At 75.2% G+C, this 18,834-nt stretch carries 19 protein-coding genes; 7 read left to right on the top strand and 12 right to left on the bottom strand.

The window, feature by feature from the left end; translation table 11 throughout:
* Positions 1 to 102: 102 nt before the first annotated feature.
* On the bottom strand, positions 103 to 747 hold the full coding sequence (locus J1G43_RS13700; protein WP_207378639.1) for a DUF6069 family protein: 645 nt from the start codon (positions 745 to 747) through the stop codon (positions 103 to 105).
* A gap of 389 nt (positions 748 to 1,136) precedes the next feature.
* Between J1G43_RS13700 and cimA the strand changes: the two genes are divergently transcribed.
* The 3 genes from cimA to J1G43_RS13685 all read left to right on the top strand — a co-directional run bounded on the left by cimA (position 1,137) and on the right by J1G43_RS13685 (position 4,923).
* Positions 1,137 to 2,786: a citramalate synthase gene (cimA, locus tag J1G43_RS13695; RefSeq protein ID WP_207340764.1), complete on the top strand. Its 1,650-nt coding sequence runs from the start codon at positions 1,137 to 1,139 to the stop codon at positions 2,784 to 2,786.
* 95 nt (positions 2,787 to 2,881) lie between these two features.
* Positions 2,882 to 3,790, top strand: a complete 909-nt coding sequence (locus J1G43_RS13690; protein WP_207378638.1) for a hypothetical protein — start codon at positions 2,882 to 2,884, stop codon at positions 3,788 to 3,790.
* Positions 3,791 to 3,846: 56 nt separating this feature from the next.
* Positions 3,847 to 4,923, top strand: coding sequence for a biotin/lipoate A/B protein ligase family protein (locus J1G43_RS13685; protein WP_207340762.1), 1,077 nt, complete (start codon positions 3,847 to 3,849; stop codon positions 4,921 to 4,923).
* 30 nt (positions 4,924 to 4,953) lie between these two features.
* Here the strand turns inward: J1G43_RS13685 and J1G43_RS13680 are convergent, their stop codons facing one another.
* From J1G43_RS13680 to J1G43_RS13670, 3 genes are read right to left on the bottom strand one after another with little or no spacing between them, the layout of a single operon-like run.
* Positions 4,954 to 5,289: a DUF202 domain-containing protein gene (locus J1G43_RS13680; protein ID WP_207340761.1), complete on the bottom strand. Its 336-nt coding sequence runs from the start codon at positions 5,287 to 5,289 to the stop codon at positions 4,954 to 4,956.
* Positions 5,286 to 5,651: a YidH family protein gene (locus J1G43_RS13675; RefSeq protein ID WP_207340760.1), complete on the bottom strand. Its 366-nt coding sequence runs from the start codon at positions 5,649 to 5,651 to the stop codon at positions 5,286 to 5,288. The genes J1G43_RS13680 and J1G43_RS13675 overlap by 4 nt, the downstream gene beginning before the upstream one ends.
* Positions 5,648 to 6,403: a YggS family pyridoxal phosphate-dependent enzyme gene (locus J1G43_RS13670; protein ID WP_207378637.1), complete on the bottom strand. Its 756-nt coding sequence runs from the start codon at positions 6,401 to 6,403 to the stop codon at positions 5,648 to 5,650. The genes J1G43_RS13675 and J1G43_RS13670 overlap by 4 nt, the downstream gene beginning before the upstream one ends.
* A gap of 134 nt (positions 6,404 to 6,537) precedes the next feature.
* Here J1G43_RS13670 and J1G43_RS13665 point away from each other — a divergent pair, with 134 nt between their 5' ends.
* On the top strand, positions 6,538 to 7,089 hold the full coding sequence (locus tag J1G43_RS13665) for a YqgE/AlgH family protein (protein ID WP_207340758.1): 552 nt from the start codon (positions 6,538 to 6,540) through the stop codon (positions 7,087 to 7,089).
* 67 nt (positions 7,090 to 7,156) lie between these two features.
* Entirely contained in the window at positions 7,157 to 7,555 is a 399-nt protein-coding gene (locus J1G43_RS13660) for a YccF domain-containing protein (RefSeq protein ID WP_207378636.1), read from the top strand.
* 6 nt (positions 7,556 to 7,561) lie between these two features.
* Here J1G43_RS13660 and ybaK read toward each other — a convergent pair whose 3' ends face one another.
* The 4 genes from ybaK to J1G43_RS13640 form a co-directional block, all read right to left on the bottom strand.
* On the bottom strand, positions 7,562 to 8,062 hold the full coding sequence (gene ybaK / locus J1G43_RS13655) for a Cys-tRNA(Pro) deacylase (protein ID WP_207378635.1): 501 nt from the start codon (positions 8,060 to 8,062) through the stop codon (positions 7,562 to 7,564).
* A 16-nt stretch (positions 8,063 to 8,078) separates the two neighbouring features.
* The gene (locus J1G43_RS13650) at positions 8,079 to 8,699 is read right to left on the bottom strand and encodes a VIT1/CCC1 transporter family protein (protein ID WP_207378634.1); all 621 of its coding nucleotides are present in this window, start codon (positions 8,697 to 8,699) and stop codon (positions 8,079 to 8,081) included.
* Positions 8,700 to 8,814: 115 nt separating this feature from the next.
* Positions 8,815 to 11,415 (bottom strand): RNA helicase, encoded by a 2,601-nt coding sequence (locus tag J1G43_RS13645; RefSeq protein ID WP_207378633.1) that lies wholly within the window; start codon positions 11,413 to 11,415, stop codon positions 8,815 to 8,817.
* Positions 11,416 to 11,455: 40 nt separating this feature from the next.
* Complete coding sequence (locus tag J1G43_RS13640) at positions 11,456 to 12,283, bottom strand: phosphotransferase (RefSeq protein WP_374191804.1); 828 nt, start codon at positions 12,281 to 12,283, stop codon at positions 11,456 to 11,458.
* 108 nt (positions 12,284 to 12,391) lie between these two features.
* Here J1G43_RS13640 and J1G43_RS13635 point away from each other — a divergent pair, with 108 nt between their 5' ends.
* Both J1G43_RS13635 and rnhA read left to right on the top strand, forming a co-directional pair.
* The gene (locus J1G43_RS13635) at positions 12,392 to 14,104 is read left to right on the top strand and encodes an AMP-binding protein (RefSeq protein WP_207378632.1); all 1,713 of its coding nucleotides are present in this window, start codon (positions 12,392 to 12,394) and stop codon (positions 14,102 to 14,104) included.
* Positions 14,105 to 14,188: 84 nt separating this feature from the next.
* A complete protein-coding gene (gene rnhA / locus J1G43_RS13630) occupies positions 14,189 to 14,629 on the top strand; it encodes a ribonuclease HI (protein ID WP_207340825.1) in 441 nt (146 codons plus the stop codon).
* Between the two features lie 51 nt (positions 14,630 to 14,680).
* Here the strand turns inward: rnhA and J1G43_RS13625 are convergent, their stop codons facing one another.
* From J1G43_RS13625 to J1G43_RS13610, 4 genes are all read right to left on the bottom strand, one after another.
* Positions 14,681 to 15,826 carry a Gfo/Idh/MocA family protein gene (locus tag J1G43_RS13625; protein WP_207378643.1) on the bottom strand — a complete coding sequence of 382 codons (1,146 nt, stop codon included), beginning with the start codon at positions 15,824 to 15,826 and terminating at the stop codon, positions 14,681 to 14,683.
* A gap of 23 nt (positions 15,827 to 15,849) precedes the next feature.
* A complete protein-coding gene (locus J1G43_RS13620; protein ID WP_207378631.1) occupies positions 15,850 to 16,986 on the bottom strand; it encodes a Gfo/Idh/MocA family protein in 1,137 nt (378 codons plus the stop codon).
* Positions 16,971 to 17,672 carry a ThuA domain-containing protein gene (locus J1G43_RS13615; protein WP_207340751.1) on the bottom strand — a complete coding sequence of 234 codons (702 nt, stop codon included), beginning with the start codon at positions 17,670 to 17,672 and terminating at the stop codon, positions 16,971 to 16,973. The genes J1G43_RS13620 and J1G43_RS13615 overlap by 16 nt, the downstream gene beginning before the upstream one ends.
* Positions 17,673 to 17,742: 70 nt before the next feature.
* Positions 17,743 to 18,756: a LacI family DNA-binding transcriptional regulator gene (locus tag J1G43_RS13610; protein ID WP_207340750.1), complete on the bottom strand. Its 1,014-nt coding sequence runs from the start codon at positions 18,754 to 18,756 to the stop codon at positions 17,743 to 17,745.
* Between the last annotated feature and the right edge of the window lie 78 nt (positions 18,757 to 18,834).

The following is an 18,834-nucleotide window of genomic DNA, read 5'->3' as shown; positions in this document are numbered from 1 at the left end:
GGCCGGGTGTGGGGCCCGGTGGGGCGGCCGGCCCCGGGCCCGCCCCGGGGGGGGCCCCCCCCCCGGGGGGCCCCACCCCTCGTCGTCCGCGGGCGCCGCGCGTCAGGCGGGGACCCGCCGCACGGTCCAGCCGAGCACGCCGTTGAGCAACGACCAGACGGCCACCCCGATCAGCAGGTTGACGATCCCGGAGGCCAGGGCGGACCCGACCTGGTCCGTCCACGTCAGAGGCAGGAGCGTCGCCACGACGGTCGCCAGCCCGACGATCCAGCCGAAGAACGCCCGCGGCCGCGGCGTGGTCAGCACGAGCAGCTGGAGCAGGGCGGCCGCGGCCACCGCGCTGACCACGCCGCCGAGCACGTAGGCGCTCATGGCCGACCCGGTGCCGAAGGGGTCGCGGAAGACCAGGTCGATGCGCAGGATCTGCTCCAGCACGATCACGCCGACCACACCGACGAGCGCCGCGACCAGCGCCGTGGCGGCGGCGCCGGCCCAGAACCGACCCGTCTCCACCGTCAGGCGGGTCTCGACGCGCGCCGTGGCCCCGCCCGTCCCCGCCACGGGGACCCCGGCCGCCGGTACCGTGCCCGCGGGCACCGTGCCCGCGGGTACCGTGCCCGCGGGCGCCGTCCCCACGGGCACGGCGGCCGGGGCCACGCCGGGCGGCGGGGCGGCGGCCGCCGGGGGCACTGCCGGGTAGCGGCGGGTCGGCTCGTCCTGCGGCCGCTCCGGAGGGGGGATCGACATCGTCGGCTCCTGTCTCGCACGGGACGTCGGGACGCGCGGGCGCGTGACGTCCCGGCACACGCTAGCGATGCGCTGACCGTTCGGCACCGGAACGTCCCGGTTCGGCGTCCCCCTCGGGCCCGCGGACCACTCGTCCGCATGATGGACGGGGTGCCGCGCGCCACCCGGCTGTGCCACCATCACCCTGTGACCCGCTTCACGCTCATCATCGCCTAGCGCGTCGGCCCACCCGCCGACGCGCAGACCTCCCGTACCCCGGGGGGTCTTTTTGTTGGTCCGCACGTGCACGGGCACCACCCCCGCCCGCACGAGACGACGACCAGGCACCGGCACCACCCGCCGCCGGTCCGTCCCGCCGTCGCCCGCCCGCCCCGCACCGAGGAGCCCACGTGACCCAGTCCCCGGCACCCGCGCCGCAGCCGCCGGCCGCGCCCGCGACGTTCCACGTCTACGACACGACCCTGCGCGACGGGGCCCAGCAGGAGGGGATCAACCTCTCGGTCGCGGACAAGCTCGCGATCGCCCCGATGCTCGACGCGCTGGGGGTCGGGTTCATCGAGGGCGGCTGGCCGGGCGCCGTGCCCAAGGACACCGAGTTCTTCAAGCGCGCCGCCAAGGAGCTGGACCTGCGCAACGCCGAGCTCGCGGCGTTCGGCGCGACCCGCAAGGCGGGTGTCCGCGCCACCGACGACCCGCTGGTGCGCGCGCTCCTCGACTCCGAGGCGCCCGTCGTCACGCTCGTGGCCAAGAGCGACGTGCGGCACGTCGAGCGCGCGCTGCGCACCACGCCCGACGAGGGCCTGGCGATGATCCAGGACACCGTCAGGTTCCTGGCGCGCGAGGGCCGGCGGGTGTTCGTCGACGCCGAGCACTTCTTCGACGGCTTCCGGTACGACCCCGGCTTCTCCCGGCGCGCCGTGGTCGCGGCGTTCGAGGCGGGCGCGGAGGTCGTCGCCCTGTGCGACACGAACGGGGGCATGCTGCCCGACTGGGTGCGCGACGTCGTCGCCGACGTGCGCGCCGCGGTCGGTCCGCACGCGGTCCTCGGGATGCACGCGCACAACGACTCGGGCTGCGCGGTGGCCAACACCCTGGCCGCGGTCGACGCGGGGTGCGTGCACGTGCAGGGCACCGTCAACGGCTACGGCGAGCGCACGGGCAACGCGGACCTGCTGTCCGTGGTGGCCAACCTCGAGCTGAAGCTCGGCCGTCCCGTGCTCGCACGGGAGCCCGGGGGCCCCGGCGGGCTCGCCGAGCTCACGCGCATCGCGCACGCCATCAGCGAGATCACGAACATCTCGCCGTTCGCGCGGCAGCCGTACGTGGGTGCCAGCGCGTTCGCGCACAAGGCGGGGCTGCACGCGTCGGCCATCAAGGTCGACCCGGACCTGTACCAGCACACCGACCCCGAGCTCGTCGGCAACGACATGCGGATGCTCGTGTCCGACATGGCGGGTCGCGCGTCGATCGAGCTCAAGGGCCGGCAGCTCGGCATCGACCTCGCCGCGCACCCCGACGTCCTGTCGCGCGTCACGAACCGCGTGAAGGACGCCGAGGCCAACGGGTACACGTACGAGGCCGCCGACGCCTCCTTCGAGCTGCTGCTCGTCGAGGAGCTCGAGGGGGCGCGGCCCGCGTACTTCCGCGTCGAGTCGTGGCGCACCATCGTCGAGCGCAACGGCAGCCGCGGTGCGGCCGCGACCGCGGAGGCGACCGTCAAGCTGCACGCGGGCGGCGAGCGCGTCGTGCGCACGGGCGAGGGCAACGGCCCCGTGGACGCGCTCGACCACGCGCTGCGCCTCGCGCTGACGCGGGTGTACCCCGAGCTCGAGGACTTCGAGCTCATCGACTTCAAGGTCCGGATCCTCGACCAGATGCAGGGCACGGACGCGGTGACGCGCGTGCTCATCGAGAGCACCGACGGCCAGACGTCCTGGAGCACGGTGGGGGTGGGCCCCAACCTCATCGAGGCGTCGTGGGAGGCGCTCACCGACTCCGCGATCTGGGGTCTGCGCAACCGCGGTGTCGCCCCGCGCTGACACGTCGCCCACCAGCGGGTCGTCGCGCAGGGGGCGCGCGCACCGCCTAGCCTCGGGGATGGCATCGAGGCCCGAGCATCGAGAGGAGCCCCCGCGTGTCCGGCACCGCCCCCGAGTCGTCCGACGCCCCGAGGACGCCCTCGGACGCGCCGGGCGGGGGTGACGAGCCGGCGAGTCGGCCGGGACGCCGCACCGGCCGCTGGTGGTGGCTGGGCGTCGTCGCCGTCGTGGTGGTGATCGTGCTGGTCTGGCGCCCGTGGGTCTCCGACCCCCCGGCGGTCCCGGTGGCGCCGTCGCCGACGGCGGTCACCACCCCCACGCCGGCCGCGAGCCCGTCGGCCGCGCCGACGGTGACCACGCCCGCGCCCGTGCCGGGTGCCGACGCCGTGTTCGACGAGACCACGGCGGCCAGCCTCCTGGCGACGTCCGCGGACCTGGAGAGCAAGGTCCCCGCGGCCGTGGACGGCGTCACGCGCCGGGTCGAGCCGGGCACGGTGCCGTGGGGCCTGCCCGAGGGGTCGCGCGTCGACCCGGAGTCGTGCACGACCGCCGTCACCGTGGTCGGGACGGCGCCGACGCACCACGACGCCACGGCGTGGGGCAACGAGGAGATGACGTTCGTCGAGGACGTCGTCGTGCTGCTCGACGCGGCCGCGGCACGGGCGTCGTTCCGTGCGCTCGTCACGGTGGTCGACGAGTGCCCGCGGTACGCGCTGCTCGACGCGGACGGCGGCCGCACCACGTGGACCGCCGAGCCGGCGCTCGAGGGGCAGGGCGTGTTCCCCGCGATCGTGCAGGAGATCACCGTGCGGACGGGTGAGGACGACGAGACCCGGCAGCAGACGACGGGCCACGTCCTGGTGGGCAACGCGATCGTCACGTGGACGGCGACCGCCCTGCGCGCCGAGGCGCGGGACGACGCGCAGGCCGCGCTCGGGACGCCCGCCGAGCTCAGCGCGATGGTCGAGCAGCGGGCGCTGTCCGCGGTCCGCGCACTGCCCTGAGCGCTCGGGAGCAGCCTGCGGGACGGGTCGGGCCCGTCCGCGCCTAGGGTGGACGCGTGCACGGTGAGTACAAGGTCCCCGGTGGCAAGCTCGTCGTCGTCGACCTGGACGTCGTCGACGGTCTGCTGCGGGACGTGAGCCTGTCGGGAGACTTCTTCCTCGAGCCGGACGAGGCGCTGGGGGTGATGTCCGCCGCGCTCGACGGGACGCCGCGGGACGCTCCGGTCGCCCAGCTCGTCCGCGTCGTCGACGACGCCCTGCGGCTGGCCGTCGACCAGGGCCGCATCGCCGGCCCCGTCGCGATGGTCGGCTTCGACACCCGCGCCGTCGCGCTCGCGGTGCGGCGCGCGCTCGGGCTGTCCACCGCGTGGTCGGACCACGAGTTCGCCCTGCTGCACCCCGGTCCGCTGCCCCCGGCGCTGCACACGGCCCTGGACCAGGTGCTCACGGAGGAGCTCGCGGCCGGGCGCCGTGGCCCGACCCTGCGGTTCTGGGAGTGGCAGGAGCCGGCCGTCGTCATCGGCTCGTTCCAGTCGCTGCGCAACGAGGTGGACTCCGAGGCGGCCGCGCGGCACGGCGTGACGGTGGTGCGGCGCATCTCCGGGGGCGGCGCGATGTTCATGGAGGCCGGCAACTGCATCACGTTCTCGCTGGTGGTGCCCGGGTCGTTGGTGGACGGGATGTCCTTCGAGGACTCCTACGCGTTCCTCAACGACTGGGTGCTGGGGGCGCTGGCGGACGTCGGCGTCGTCGCCACCACGAGCGGCCTGAACGACATCGCCTCACCCGCCGGCAAGATCGCCGGGTCGGCGCAGAAGCGCCTGGCGAGCGGCGCGGTGCTGCACCACGTGACGATGGCCTACGACATCGACGCGGACAAGATGCTCGAGGTGCTGCGGGTCGGTCGCGAGAAGCTGTCCGACAAGGGCACCCGGTCAGCCAACAAGCGCGTGGACCCGGTGCGCTCGCAGACCCGGCTGCCGCGCGAGCAGGTGATCGACGCCTTCATCGCGCACTTCCGGTCCCGGTACCGCACCGTCGACGACGAGCTGCGGCCCGACGAGCTGGCCCGGGCGCGCGAGCTCATGGTCACCAAGTTCTCCGACCCCGCGTGGACGGCCCGCGTGCCCTGACCCGGGTGCAGGCCCGTCGTCCGGTGCTGCTCACGCGCCCCACGTCAGGACGACGACGAGCGCCGCGGCGCCCAGCAGCACCAGTGCGGCGGCGCAGGCGGTGACGAGGCGTCCGCCGGGGTCGCGCCCGACGGACCGCGCCGCAGCCGTGGTCCGCGGGTGCGCGTCGTGCACGCCGGTGCGGCGGCGACGCGCCGCCCGCAGCAGCACCACCGCGAGCGCCGTCCCGGCCGCGGCGACGCCCCACGCCGCGACGCCCCACGCCTCGGAGAGCAGCCGTCCGGCCGCCACGGAGCCGGCCACCAGCCCGAGCGCGGTGCGCCGCCAGGCCAGCGCCGTGCGCTCGGCGGCGAGCGAGGAGGTCATGCCCGCAGCAGACCGACGAGCACGAGCACACCGGCCACGGCGACGCCCGCCACGAGCAGGCCGAAGCCCACGGGCGAGGGCAGCGGCTCGCCCCGGCGCATCGCCCGCTCCGTGCGGCACCACCCCCACCAGGCCACGCCGGGTGCCAGCGTGCCCAGGGCGATGAGCACGACGGCGGCCGCCAGCCGCAGGTGCGGCTCCACGGGCAGGTCGAGCGCCTCGAGCGCGACACCGCCGGCGAGCAGCGCCAGCCCCGTGCGCGCCCAGGCCAGGAACGTGCGCTCGTTGGCCAGCGAGAACCGGGCGTCGGGCTCGCTGCCCACGCCGTAGACCCACCGGGGGAACCGGTGGCCGGACGTCACGCGACAGTCCCGGCGGCCGGGCGCCGCGCCCCGAACACGGCGGTGCCGAGGCGCACGAGGGTGGATCCCTCCAGGACGGCGGCCTCGAGGTCCCCGCTCATGCCCATCGAGAGACCGTGCGCGTGGCCCGTGCCGGGGGCGCCGCCGGCCACCACCTCGTCGCGCACGGCCCGCAGCCGGGCGAACCCGTCGCGGACCACGCGCTCGTCGTCGCTGCGCGCGCCGATGGTCATGAAGCCGGCGAGCCGCAGGCCGGGCAGGGCGGCGACCCGCGCCGCCAGGTCCGGTGCGGCGCCCGGCGTGACGCCGTGCTTGGTGGCCTCACCCGACACGTTGACCTGGACCCACACCTCGAGCGGTTCCGGGCGGTCCCGGACGCGGTCGGACAGGCGGCGGGCGAGGACCTCGTCGGCCACCGACTCGACGGCCGACGCCCACCGCAGCGCCGCCGTCACCTTGTTCGACTGCAGCGGGCCGATGACGTGCCACGTGGGGGAGAGGTCCACCAGGGCCGGGGCCTTCGCCGTGAGCTCCTGCACACGGTTCTCGCCCAGCAGCACCGGCGGCGTCCCCGAGCCGGCGGCCCGCGCCGCCGCGTCGGCCGCCAGTGCCGCGCGGACCGTGGCGACGTCCATCGTCTTCGACGCCAGCAGCACCTGCACCGCACCCGGGGGGCGGCCGGCCGCGACGCACGCAGCGGCGACCCGGTCCTGCACCTGCGCCAGCCGGCGCGTGACGTCCTCGCTGCTCACGACCCCCGACGGTACCCGCCCGGCGGCGCCGGGGCGGAGCCGGCAGCCCCGCGGCGCCGGCCGCGCGGGCGAAACCCGCCGCCGCGCCCTCGCCCGTGTGGCGGACCCGACCCGGCCGGTCGCATGCTGACGGGGTGGAGGGGTGCACGGGAAGGCTGCTCGTCGCGACGCCCGGACTGCGCGACCGCAGCTTCCGGCGCAGCGTCGTGCTCGTGCTCGAGCACGCCGGGGAGGGCGCTCTGGGGGTGGTGCTCGACCACCCGCTGGAGGTCGACGCGACGTCGGTGCTGCCGCAGTGGCAGCCGCACCTGAGCGCGCCGAGCCGGCTGTTCCAGGGCGGCCCCGTGGCGCGGGACACCGCGCTGGCACTGGCGGACGTCGCGGACGGCGAGACGCCGCCGGGCGTGCGGCACCTGGGCGACCGGCTCGCCGTGGTCGACCTGGACGCGCCGCCGGTGCTCGTCGTCGACGCCGTCCGGGCGCTGCGCGTCTTCATCGGGTACGCGGGCTGGTCCGCCGGGCAGCTCGACGAGGAGATCGAGGCGGGCGGCTGGTTCGTGGTCGACCACGTGCCGGGCGACGTCTTCACACCGGACCCCGGCGGGCTGTGGCGGCGGGTGCTGCGCCGTCAGCCGGGGGACCTCGCGCTGCTGTCCACCGCGCCGGACGACGCGTCGCTGAACTGAGGAACCAGGGTCCGGTCAGGGACCTTCCGGGTGCCGGGGTGGCCCCACGCCGTGGCACGGTAGGACCGTGAAGACCCTGCTGAACGTCATCTGGTTGGTGTTCGCCGGCGCCTGGCTCGCCCTGGGCTACGTGGCCGCCGGCATCGTGTGCTGCGTGCTGATCGTGACCATCCCGTTCGGCATCGCGTCGTTCCGCATCGCCAGCTACGTGCTGTGGCCGTTCGGGCGGACCGTCGTCGAGAAGCCGACCGCGGGGGCGCTGTCGACGATCGGGAACGTGATCTGGGTGCTCGTGGCCGGCATCTGGCTGGCCGTCGGGCACGTGGCGACGGCGATCCCGCTGTTCGTCTCGATCGTCGGCATCCCCATGGGCATCGCGAACCTCAAGCTGATCCCCGTGTCCCTGGTGCCGCTGGGCAAGCAGATCGTGCCGACGGACCGCGCGTTCGCGGCCTACGGGCGCTGACGGGGCTCAGCCGCGGGCGACGTCCGCGACGACCGCGTCGGTGAGCCGCACGAGGTCGTCGGGGGCCAGCTCGACGTCCAGCCCGCGCCGGCCGCCGGAGACCAGGACGGTGTCGAACAGCCAGACGGTCTCGTCGACGACGGTGCGCAGCCGGGTGCGCTGCCCGAGCGGCGAGATGCCGCCGACGACGTAGCCCGTGGCGCGCTCGGCGGCGTGCGGGTCCGCCATCGCCGCTCGCTTGCCGCCGACCGCCGCGGCCAGCGCCTTGAGGTCGAGCCGGCCGGTCACCGGCACCACCGCGACGGTCAGCGCACCGTCCACCTCGGCGACCAGGGTCTTGAAGACCTGCTCGGGAGGCACGCCCAGCACGTGCGCGGCTTCCAGGCCGTAGCCGAGGCCGGTCGCGGGGTCGTGCTCGTAGGTGTGCGCGGTGTGCGGCACGCCCGCCGCGGCGAGCGCGACGAGGGCGGGGGTCCCGGCGCCCGTGCGCGCGTCCTTCCTGGCCACCCGCCCAGGGTAGGCGTCAGAGCCGGACGCCCACGACGGCGCCCACGCCGTAGGTCACGGCCATCGCGAGGGACCCGCCGAGGACGTTCCGCAGGATCGAGCGCGTGCGGGAGGCGCCGGTGAACCGGGACGACGCCCACCCGGTCAGGACCAGCGCCACGACGACCGACCCGAACGTCACCGGGACACGAGCGGCGACGGACCACGGCGCGAGGACCACGAGCAGCGGCACGAGCCCGCCGACGGTGAACGCGACGAGGGACGCGAGCGCCGCGTGCCACGGGTTCGTGAAGTCGTCGGGCTCACCGATCGGCCTCCCGGCGGACGCCGCGACGCGCTCCGCGTCCCGCTGGCTGCTCACCGACACGTACTCGCCGGAGGCCATCGACAGCGCGCCGGCGACGAGCGCCGCCCCGCCCGCCAGTGCGATGGTCTTCGTGGGCGCGGCCGCCCCGGCGACCCCGACGACGGTGGCGGCGACGGAGACGATCCCGTCGTTCGCGCCGAGCACGCCCGCCCGCAGCCAGTTGAGGCCCGCGGACGAGACGTGGGGCGAGGACGTGGCGCGCTGCCGGCCGCGGCGCTGAGCGCCGCGCCACATCACCAGCCCCGCGAGTCGGGTGGCCGTCGTCGACATGTCCCCACGGTGGCACGGGGATCCGGGGATGTCACCGCAGGACAGCCTGCCCTGACCCGGCCCTGATCCGCCCTGACCTGTGCCGACGGAGCACCGGACCGCCGACCGGTGCGTCTCAGAGCGGCCCGACGTCGAGGACGCGCAGGCGGACCTCGCCCACCTCGTCGGACGCGGCGAGGTCGACGAGGGCGTCGATGCGCCAGTCGTGGTCGCCCGCCGGGTCGTCGAGGACCTGGCGGACGTGCCACGTGCCGGCGGCGGGTCCGTGCGCGTCCGCGGCGGTGCCCGGCGTCACCTGGAACAGGCCCGGCCCGCGGGCGGCCGGGCCCGTCCCGATCTCGTCGTGGTCGTCGAAGTAGGGCTCGATCGCGTCGGCCCAGCGGTCGGCGTCCCACGGCGCGCCCTCGGCGTCGACGTCACCGAGTGCGGCGAGCGCACCCCAGCGCTCGCGGGCGGCGAGCTCGACGCGCCGGAACAGCGCGCCGCGCACGAGCGCCCGGAACACCCGCGGGTCGGCGGTGACGGGCGGCGGCGGGGCGTCCTCGGAGTCCGCGTCGTCCGCCTCCAGCGCGGCGTCCGGGTCGGACATCCGCTCCCACTCGTCGAGCAGGCTGGAGTCCGTGCGGCGCACCAGGTCCCCGAGCCACGCGATGAGCTCCTCGAGCTCCTCGGTGCGGCGGTCCTCCGGGACCGTGCGGCGCAACGCACGGTAGGCGTCGGCCAGGTAGCGCAGCAGCACGCCCTCGGTGCGGTCCAGCGAGTACAGCTGCACGTACTCGGCGAACGTCGCGGCGCGCTCGTGCATCTCGCGGACCACGGACTTGGGGGACAGCGTGAGGTCGGCGACCCACGGGTTGGTGCGCCGGTACGTCGCGAACGTGGCCTCCAGCAGCTCCGCCAGGGGGCGGGGGTACGTGACCCCCTCGAGCAGCGCCATCCGCTCGTCGTACTCCAGGCCCTCGGCCTTCATCGCCGCCACGGCCTCGCCGCGGGCCTTGTTCTCCTGCGCGGCGAGCACCTGGCGCGGGTCGTCCAGGGTGGCCTCGATGACGGAGACGACGTCGTGCGCGTAGCCCGGGTCCTGCGGGTCGAGCAGGTCCAGCGCGGCGTACGCGAACGGCGAGAGCGCCTGGTCGAGCGCGAAGGTCGCGGGCAGGTCCGCCACGAGCCGCACGGTGCGACGGCGTCCGCCGGGCGCCGCGGGGTCGTCGACCCACGGGCGCTCCACGACGCCCCCGGCGCGCAGCGACCGGTAGACGTCGACGGCGCGTCGCACGTGGCGTGACCGCGCGCCCGCCGGCTCGTGGTTGTCGGTGAGCAGGTGCGTCATGACGGCCACCGGGTCGCCACGGCCGTCGCGGCCGCGCTGCAGCACGTGCAGGACCATCGCGTGCGACACCTGGAAGCTCGACGTCAGCGGCTCGGGCGGGGCGTCGCGCAGCCGCTCGAACGTCTTGTCGGTCCAGTTCACGTGCCCGCTCGGCGCCTGCTTGCGGACGATCTTCTTCTGCTTCCGCGGGTCGTCCCCGGCCTTGGCCAGGGCCTTGCGGTTCTCGATGACGTGGTCGGGCGCCTGCACGACGACCTCGCCGACCGTGTCGAACCCGGCGCGCCCGGCCCGTCCGGCGATCTGGTGGAACTCGCGCGCCGTGAGGTGCCGCATCCGCACGCCGTCGTACTTCACCAGGCTCGTGAGCACGACCGTGCGGATGGGCACGTTGATGCCGACACCCAGGGTGTCGGTGCCGCACACGACGGGCAGCAGGCCCTTCTGCGTGAGGCGCTCGACGACGCGGCGGTACTTGGGCAGCATGCCCGCGTGGTGCACGCCGACGCCGTGGCGCAGCAGCCGCGACAGGGTCTTGCCGAACCCGGGGCCGAACCGGAAGCCGCCGAGCTCGGCGGCGATCGCGTCGCGCTGCTCGCGGCTCGCCAGGGGCGTCGACAGCAGCGACTGCGCCCGCTCGACGGCCTCCTTCTGCGTGAAGTGCACGACGTACACCGGGGAGCGCCGGGTGGTGACCAGCTCGTCGAGCAGCTCGTGCAGCGGCTCCACCGAGTACGCGAACGTCAGGGGCACGGGCCGCTCGGTGTTGGCGACGACGGCGACCTCGCGCCCGGTGCGCCGGGTGAGGTCCTCGACGAAGAACGAGACGTCGCCGAGCGTGGCGGACATCAGCAGGAACTGGGTGCGCGTCAGCTCCAGCAGCGGCACCTGCCACGCCCAGCCGCGCTGCGGGTCGGCGTAGTAGTGGAACTCGTCCATCACGACGAGGCCGACGTCGGCGTCCGGGCCGTCGCGCAGGGCCTGGTTGGCGAGGATCTCGGCCGTGCAGCACACGATGGGCGCGTCGGCGTTGATGGCGGAGTCGCCCGTGACCATGCCGACGTTGGCGGAGCCGAACACGTCGACGAGCGCGAAGAACTTCTCGCTGACCAGCGCCTTGATCGGCGCGGTGTAGTACGAGCGGCGGCCCTGGGCGAGCGCGACCGCGTGGGCGGCGACGCCCGCCAGGGACTTCCCGGAGCCTGTCGGCGTCGACAGGATGACGTGCGCGCCCGTCAGCAGCTCGAGCAGCGCCTCCTCCTGGTGCGGGTACAGGGTCAGGCCCTGGTCCGTGGCCCAGGCGGTGAACACCTCGTACAGCGCGTCGGGGTCGTGCGCGGCGTCACCGGTGGGCAGGCGGTCGGTCAGGGTGACGTCGGGGGAGGGCACCGGGCGATCCTCGCACGCCCGCCGGGCGTCGTGCCGAGCCTCAGGAGGCGTCCCACAGCAGCCGGTAGTACGCGATGCGGTCGTCGTCCGGCTCGACGCCGTAGGCCTCGTAGACCGTGGTGTCGTACCCGGGGCCGTAGTTCCAGCCGGTGCTCCACGCGGCGACCGCGAGGTCGGCCCAGCGGTCGGCGACGCCGAGACGGCCCAGGTCGACGTGCGCGGCCCAGCGCCCGTCGTCGCCGATCAGGGTGTTCGGTGCGCAGGCGTCGGCGTGGCAGACGACGAGCCGGTCCACGGGTGGCACGTCCAGGAGCCGCGCGCGGGCCTCGTCGGCGCTCAGGTGACGGTGCTCCGGGGACCACCCGGCAGGGGTGTCGCCGGCGGCGAGGTGCTCCAGGGCGCGCTCGACGCGGGACCGTGCCGACCAGTCGAAGGGGCAGTCGCCCACGGGCAGGGCGTCGTGCAGGGCACGCAGGCCCTCGCCGATGGCCGCGGCGGCCTGCGCCGGGCGCGACGACCACGGGGGGACGACGGCGCTGCGGGCGTCGATCGCCGCGGTGACGAGCCAGGTGCCCGCGTCGTCGGCACCCAGGTCGAGGACCTCCGGGACGGGGGTGAGCTGCCGCGCCCACGTGAGGCGCAGGGCCTCCGCCGCGAGGTCCAGCTCCGGCACGCCGACGGGTGCCCACTTCACGTACCGGTCGTCACCGACGCGGAACGTCACGCCGCCGACGGCGTTGACCCACACCGCCTCGACGGGTGCGCCGGCGGCGACCCGCGTCACCGCGTCGGGGACGGGCACCTCCTCGCCGGGCAGGCCGCTCGGGATCTCGGGAGGGACGACCGGGCCGGTGGCGATGTCGGGCACCCGGTGATCCTGCCACGGCTCCGGGACGCGCTCGGGGAGGGGCGTGATCTTCGTCGTCGGGGGACGTACGTCACGGTAACCTACGGTCACGTAAGTTACCGTGGCGTAGTGACGTCTCCCTCCGCGCCCGTTGACCTGCCTGCCGCCTGGCCGCAGGGTGTGCCCCGCGACATCGAGATCCCTGACGAGCCGCTCACGGCGACGCTCGACCGCGTCCTGCGTGACCACCCGGACCGCGTCGCCGTCGACTTCCTGGGTCAGGCCACCACGTACCGCCAGCTCGGCGCCCAGGTCGACCGCGGCACCCGCGCCCTGCACGACCTCGGCGTACGCGCGGGGGACCGGGTCGCCCTCGTCATGCCCAACTGCACGTCGCACATCGTCGCCTTCTGGTCGGTCCTGCGCCTCGGCGCCGTCGTCGTGGAGCACAACCCCACCTACACGTCGGACGAGCTGGCGCACCAGCTGGCCGACTCCGGGGCCACCGTGGCGATCGTCTGGGAGCAGGCCGTGCCGCGGGTCCTCGAGGCCCAGGACCGCACGGAGCTGCGTCACGTCGTGGCCGTCGACCTCTCGGCCGACCTGCCGCGTACCGCGCGCTGGGCGCTGAAGCTGCCCGTCGCCAAGGCGCGCACCACGCGTGCGGCGATGCGCGGGCCCGTGCCCGCCGGCGTCCCGCACTGGCACCGCCTGGTGGCGGCCGCGGAGCCGCTGCGGCCGTCCGAGGCACCCGTGGCGTCGGACACCGCGCTGCTGCAGTACACCGGCGGCACCACCGGCACACCCAAGGCCGCCGTCCTCAGCCACCGCAACCTCGTCGCCAACGCGCTGCAGGGCCAGACCTGGACGCAGCACGAGCCCGGCACCGAGGTCGTCTACGGCGTCCTGCCGTTCTTCCACGCCTTCGGCCTGACGCTGTGCCTCACGTACGCCGTGCGGATCGCCGCGACCCTGGTCGTCCTGCCGTCGTTCGACCCGGCACGTGTGCTGGCGGCCCAGCGCCGCCGCCCGGGCACGTTCATCCCGGCCGTTCCCCCGATGCTCGACCGGCTGGCCGCGGCGGCCGAGGAGACCGGCGCCGACCTGACGTCCTTCCGGTACTCGATCAGCGGGGCGATGGCGCTGCCGCGCGCCACGGCCGAGCGCTGGGAGCGGGTCACCGGCGGCATCGTCTCCGAGGGCTACGGCATGACCGAGACCTCGCCCGTCGCGCTCGGCAACCCGTTGAGCCGCGACCGACGTCCGGGGTCCCTCGGTCTGCCGTTCCCGTCCACCCGCATCCGCGTGGTCGACCAGGAGGACCCGACGCGCGACGTCCCGCCGGGCGAGCAGGGTGAGCTGCTGATCTCCGGGCCGCAGGTGTTCCAGGGCTACTGGCAGCGCCCCGACGAGACGGCGCACCAGCTGCTCGAGGGCGGATGGCTGCGCACCGGTGACGTCGTGCGCGTCGACGACGACGGCATGGTCGTCCTCGTCGACCGCATGAAGGAGATGATCGTCACCGGCGGCTTCAAGGTGTACCCCTCCCAGGTCGAGGACCACCTGCGCGGCATGCCGGGCGTGCTCGACGTCGCGGTCGTCGGGGAGCCGGCGGGCGACATGGGTGAGCACGTGGTCGCGGCCGTCGTGCTCCACGAGGACGGCTCCGGCGCGGGCATCGACCTCGCGGCCGTCCGGGAGTGGTGCGAGACGCGCCTGGCGCGGTACGCCCTGCCGCGTCGCCTCGTCGTGCTCAAGGACCTGCCCCGCTCGCAGGTCGGCAAGGTGCTGCGCCGCGTGGTCCGCGAGCAGGTGACCGACAAGTCCTCCCGCGAGGGCTGAGCACCGCACCGCCGAGCGCCGCGCCGCCGCGCGGCGAAGTACCGTGTCCGCGTGAGCGAGACCGACGACCTGCCCCGCGTGGAGATGTGGACCGACGGCGCCTGCAAGGGCAACCCCGGCGTCGGGGGGTGGGGGGCCTGGATGCGGTTCGGCGACCAGGAGAAGGAGCTGTGGGGCGGCGAGGCCGCGACCACGAACAACCGCATGGAGCTCTCGGCCGTCATCGAGGGCCTCCGCGCGCTCAGGCGGCCGTGCCTGGTGACCCTGCACGTCGACTCGACGTACGTCATGAACGGCCTGACCAAGTGGCTGCCGGGGTGGAAGCGCAACGGCTGGCTCACCGGTGACAAGAAGCCCGTGAAGAACAAGGAGCTGTGGCAGGCACTCGACACCGAGGTGCAGCGCCACCACGTCACGTGGGTCTGGGTGAAGGGCCACGCCGGGGACCCGGGCAACGAGCGCGCGGACGCGTTGGCCAACCGCGGCGTCGACGACGTGCGGGCGGGGGCGGCGGTCGGTCGCTGACCGGCCGCCGCCCTGCTCCGCCGCGGGGCCGGGTGGCTCCCGCGGGTCCCGTCACGGCCCGACGGGCGTCCAGCGGCAGTCGTCGGCGGCCGAGCGCTCGACCGCGTCGAGCACGCGCTGCACCTGCAGGCCGTCCGCGAAGGTCGGCGCCGGGTGCGTGCCGGCGGCGATGCCCTCGACGAGGTCGACGACCTGGTGCGTGAACGCGTGCTCGTAGCCCAGGCCGTGGCCGGTGGGCCACCAGCTCCCCGTGTACGGGTGCTCGGGCTCGGTGACGTACACGCGCCGGAAGCCCTGCAGGCCCGCCGGGTCGTGCGCGTCGTACACGTGCAGGACGTTCATGTCCTCGAAGTCGAACGCGAGCGAGCCCTCGGTGCCGTTGATCTCGACGCGGATGGCGTTGCGCCGCCCCAGCGCGAACCGGGTCGCCTCGAACAGCGCGAGCCCGCCGCCGGACAGACGTGAGGTGAACACCGCCGCGTCGTCGACCGTGACCGGACCGGTCGCGCCGCTCGCGTCCCCGACCCCCGACAGCCCGCCGAACTCCGCTGCGACCGGCCGCTCGGTGACGAACGTCGCGAGCTGCGCCGACACACCCGTCAGGGTCTCGCCCGTGACGAACTGCACGAGGTCGATCACGTGGGCGCCGATGTCGCCGAGCGACCCCGACCCGGCCGTGGCCTTGTCGAGCCGCCACGACAGCGGCGTCGCGGGGTCGGACAGCCAGTCCTGCAGGTACAGTCCGCGCGCGTGCCGGACGGTGCCGATGCGTCCCTCGGCGACCAGCCGCCGGGCCAGCGCGATCGCGGGCACACGGCGGTAGGAGTACCCGACCATCGCGACCTGGCCGGGCGCGGCCGCGGCCGCGGCCACCATCGCCTCGGCCTCCGCGACCGAGTTGGCCAGCGGCTTCTCGCACAGCACGTGCTTGCCCGCCTCGAGCGCGGCGATCGCGATCTCCGCGTGCGTGTCGCCCGGCGTGCAGATGTCGACCAGGTCGACGTCGTCGCGGCCGAGCAGCGTGCGCCAGTCGGTCGTGGACGAGCGCCAGCCGAGCCGCTCGGCGGCCGCCGCGGTGCGCTGCGCGTCGCGCCCGGCGACGACCGCGAGGTCGGGTCGCAGCGGCAGGTCGAAGAACCGGGGCGCGGTCTGCCAGGCGTGCGAGTGGGCCAGGCCCATGAACGCGTGGCCGACCATGCCGACGCCGAGCCGGCCGGCGGTCACGAGGCAGCCCGGGCGCTGGGTGCGGGTGCGGTCATGTCGGGGCTCCCCGGGGTGGTCAGGTCCGCGAGCGGGACGAGGGACGGGATCACGCAGGTGCTGGCGACGGGCAGGCGGGTGCCGGTGTCGGCGGCACGCAGCACCGTCTGCATGGTGTCGAGCACGTGCAGCGCGACGTCCGCCGACGCGCGCGTGGTGCGCCGGTCGGTGCTGCGGGCGGCGTCCACCAGCCCGGCGCCCCGTCCGGCGTTCGTGTAGCCGGCCGACGGCGGCACCGTGCGCCACTGGTCGCCGCGCGCGTGCACCTGCACGTCGCCGTCGAACCGGTTGGGGTCGGGGACCAGCAGCGACCCCTCCTCGCCGTGCACCTCGATCGGGCGGGCGAGGGACGCCGGGGCGTCGAAGCTCATGACCAGCGTGGTCACGGCCCCCGACGCGTGCTCGACGAGCGCGGTCACGTGCGTCGCGACGTCCACGGGCACCTGCTCGCCGGCGCGGGGCCCCTGGCCGATGGTGCGGTGGGTGCGCGGCCGGGTCGCCACGCCCTGCACCGCGGTGACCGGGCCGAGCAGGTGCACGAGCGTCGAAAGGTAGTACGGGCCCATGTCGAGCAGCGGCCCGCCGCCGGGTGCGTAGTAGAAGTCCGGCTGCGGGTGCCACGCCTCGTGACCGCCGCAGGCCATGGTGGCCGTGGCGGCGACGGGCCGGCCGAGGGCGCCGGACTCGACCACGCGACGTGCCGTCTGCACCCCGGTGCCGAGCACGGTGTCGGGCGCCCCGCCCAGGGCGACGCCGGCCGCCGTGGCTGCGTCGAGGACGCGCTGCGCCTGCTCGACCGTCGCGCAGAACGGCTTCTCGTTGTAGACCGACCGCCCGTGCGAGATGGCCGCCAGCGCGACCTCCTCGTGCGCCGCGGGTGTCGTCAGGTCCAGGACCCACTCGACGTCGTCGTGCGCGAGCAGGTCCGGCAGGTCGAGCGCGCGGACGCCGTGGCGCTGCGCGGTCGTGTCCGCGCGGGCGCGGTCCAGGTCGGCGACGGCGACGATCTCGAGGTCCGGCGCGGTCGCGGCGGTCGTCAGGTAGGCGTTCGAGATGACGCCGCAGCCGACGACGCCGACCCTCAGCGGCTCGCCCACACCATGCTCCTCTCGATCATCGTGCGGACGCTGGGGTGCTCGAGCACGTCGACGCTGTGGCCGGGCGTGACGACGCAGATGCGGCCCGCGCCCCACTGCCGCGTCCAGACGGCCGGGCAGGTGATGGTGCGGTGCCAGGGGTGCCACGGCGGTGCGGGGTGCGTGGTGGTGGCCAGGACGTCGTTGAGGTCGTCCGTGAGCACCCAGTACTGCTCGGTGGTGAGCTCGAACGACTCGATCCCCGCGGTGACCGGGTGGTCGGCGGCGGCCGGGAGCATGTCGACCGTGTAGGGCAGGTAGTTGTCCGACTGGTCGCCGTGGCACTCGTCGGGGTGCTTGGACGGGTGCGTGGCGAACTGCCCGCCGATGAGCTGCAGGTAGTCGGAGCTGTTGCGGAACGAGTCGGCGATGCCGCCGTGCCAGCCGACCAGGCCGGTGCCGGCCGCGACGGCCCTGCGGAGCCCGGCCACGGCCTCGCCGGACGCCTCGCCCATCGTGTAGCACTGCACGATCAGGTCGACGTCGGCCATCGCGTCCTCGACGTACACCTCGGGGGTGTCGACGACGCGGACGGCGTGCCCCGTCGCCTCGAGGTGGGGGATGAACATGTCCGTCGCGGCGACGGGCGCGTGCCCGTCCCAGCCGCCCCGGACCACCAGAGCCTGCTTCACGTGGAGCCTTCCCATGGGGATCTCGCATCGGTGAGAGATCGATCTCTCAGGACGCTACCCCGTGCGGTCGCCCCTGGCCAGGGGGTCAGACGGACTCGCGCACCGTGAGCGTCGTGGGCAGCAGCACGTGCTGCGCGGGCGCGGTCGGGTCGTCCAGCGTGTCCAGCACCAGCTCGGCCGCGCGCTCACCGAGCTCGCGCAGCGGCTGGCGCACCGACGTCAGCGGCGGGTCGCACGTCTGCGCCACCACGGTGTCGTCGAACCCGACGACGGAGACGTCGTCCGGCACCCGGCGGCCCCCGGCCTCCAGCACGCGCAGCGCACCGAGCGCCATGAGGTCGGAGCCCGCGAACACGCCGTCCACGTGCGGGTCACGGCGCAGCACCGACGCCGCGGCCGACGCCCCCGACGACATGGAGAACGACCCGTGGACCACGGGCCCGGGTGCGACGCCCCATGCGGCCAGCTCGTCCCGGAACCCGCGGGTGCGGTCGTCGGCGGGGGCGTAGCCTCCGGGGCCGGCGATGGTGGCCAGCCGCCGCCGTCCGGCCTCCAGCAGCGCGCGTGCCGCGATCCGGCCGCCGCCGTAGTTGTCGCTGTCCACCGAGGTCAGGGCGTCGTCCATGGCGGCGGTGGGGCGGCCGACGAAGACGACGGGCACGGGCAGCGGGCCCAGCTCGGCGAAGAGGGGCTCCGACTCGCGCTGGAGCACGACGACCGCCGCGTCGACGTGCCCGCCCGCCAGGTACCGCAGCAGCGGGGCGCGGTCACGCCCGTCGTCGAGGAGCAGGACCGGCTGCACGGACCGCGCGAACAGCACGGCCGTGGCCCCCCGCAGGGGCGCGCCGACGAACGGCCCGCCCTGCCCCTCGAGCTCGCTGCTGGGAGCCACCACGGCCACCGAGCCGGTCGCGCCGCTGCGCAGGGCGCGGGCCGCGCTGTTGGTGCGGTAGTCGAGCGCGTCCGCCGCGTCCCGCACGCGCTGCGCGAGCACCGGGTCCACGCTCGACCGCCCGGCGAGCGCGCGCGACGCCGTGGCGCGCGAGACGCCGGCGGCGTGCGCCACGTCCAGCAGCGTCGGGCGGGCGTGCGTGCTCATGGGGGCATGCTGCCACGGGCGGGCGGCGTCGGGGGGCCGTCCGTGAAATCGATCTCCGGACTCGTGCGTACCGGGGAC

The organism is Cellulomonas sp. zg-ZUI22 (genome assembly GCF_017353535.1).
Lineage (GTDB): Bacteria > Actinomycetota > Actinomycetes > Actinomycetales > Cellulomonadaceae > Cellulomonas > Cellulomonas wangleii.
This window is presented reverse-complemented; position numbering and strand designations above follow the sequence as displayed.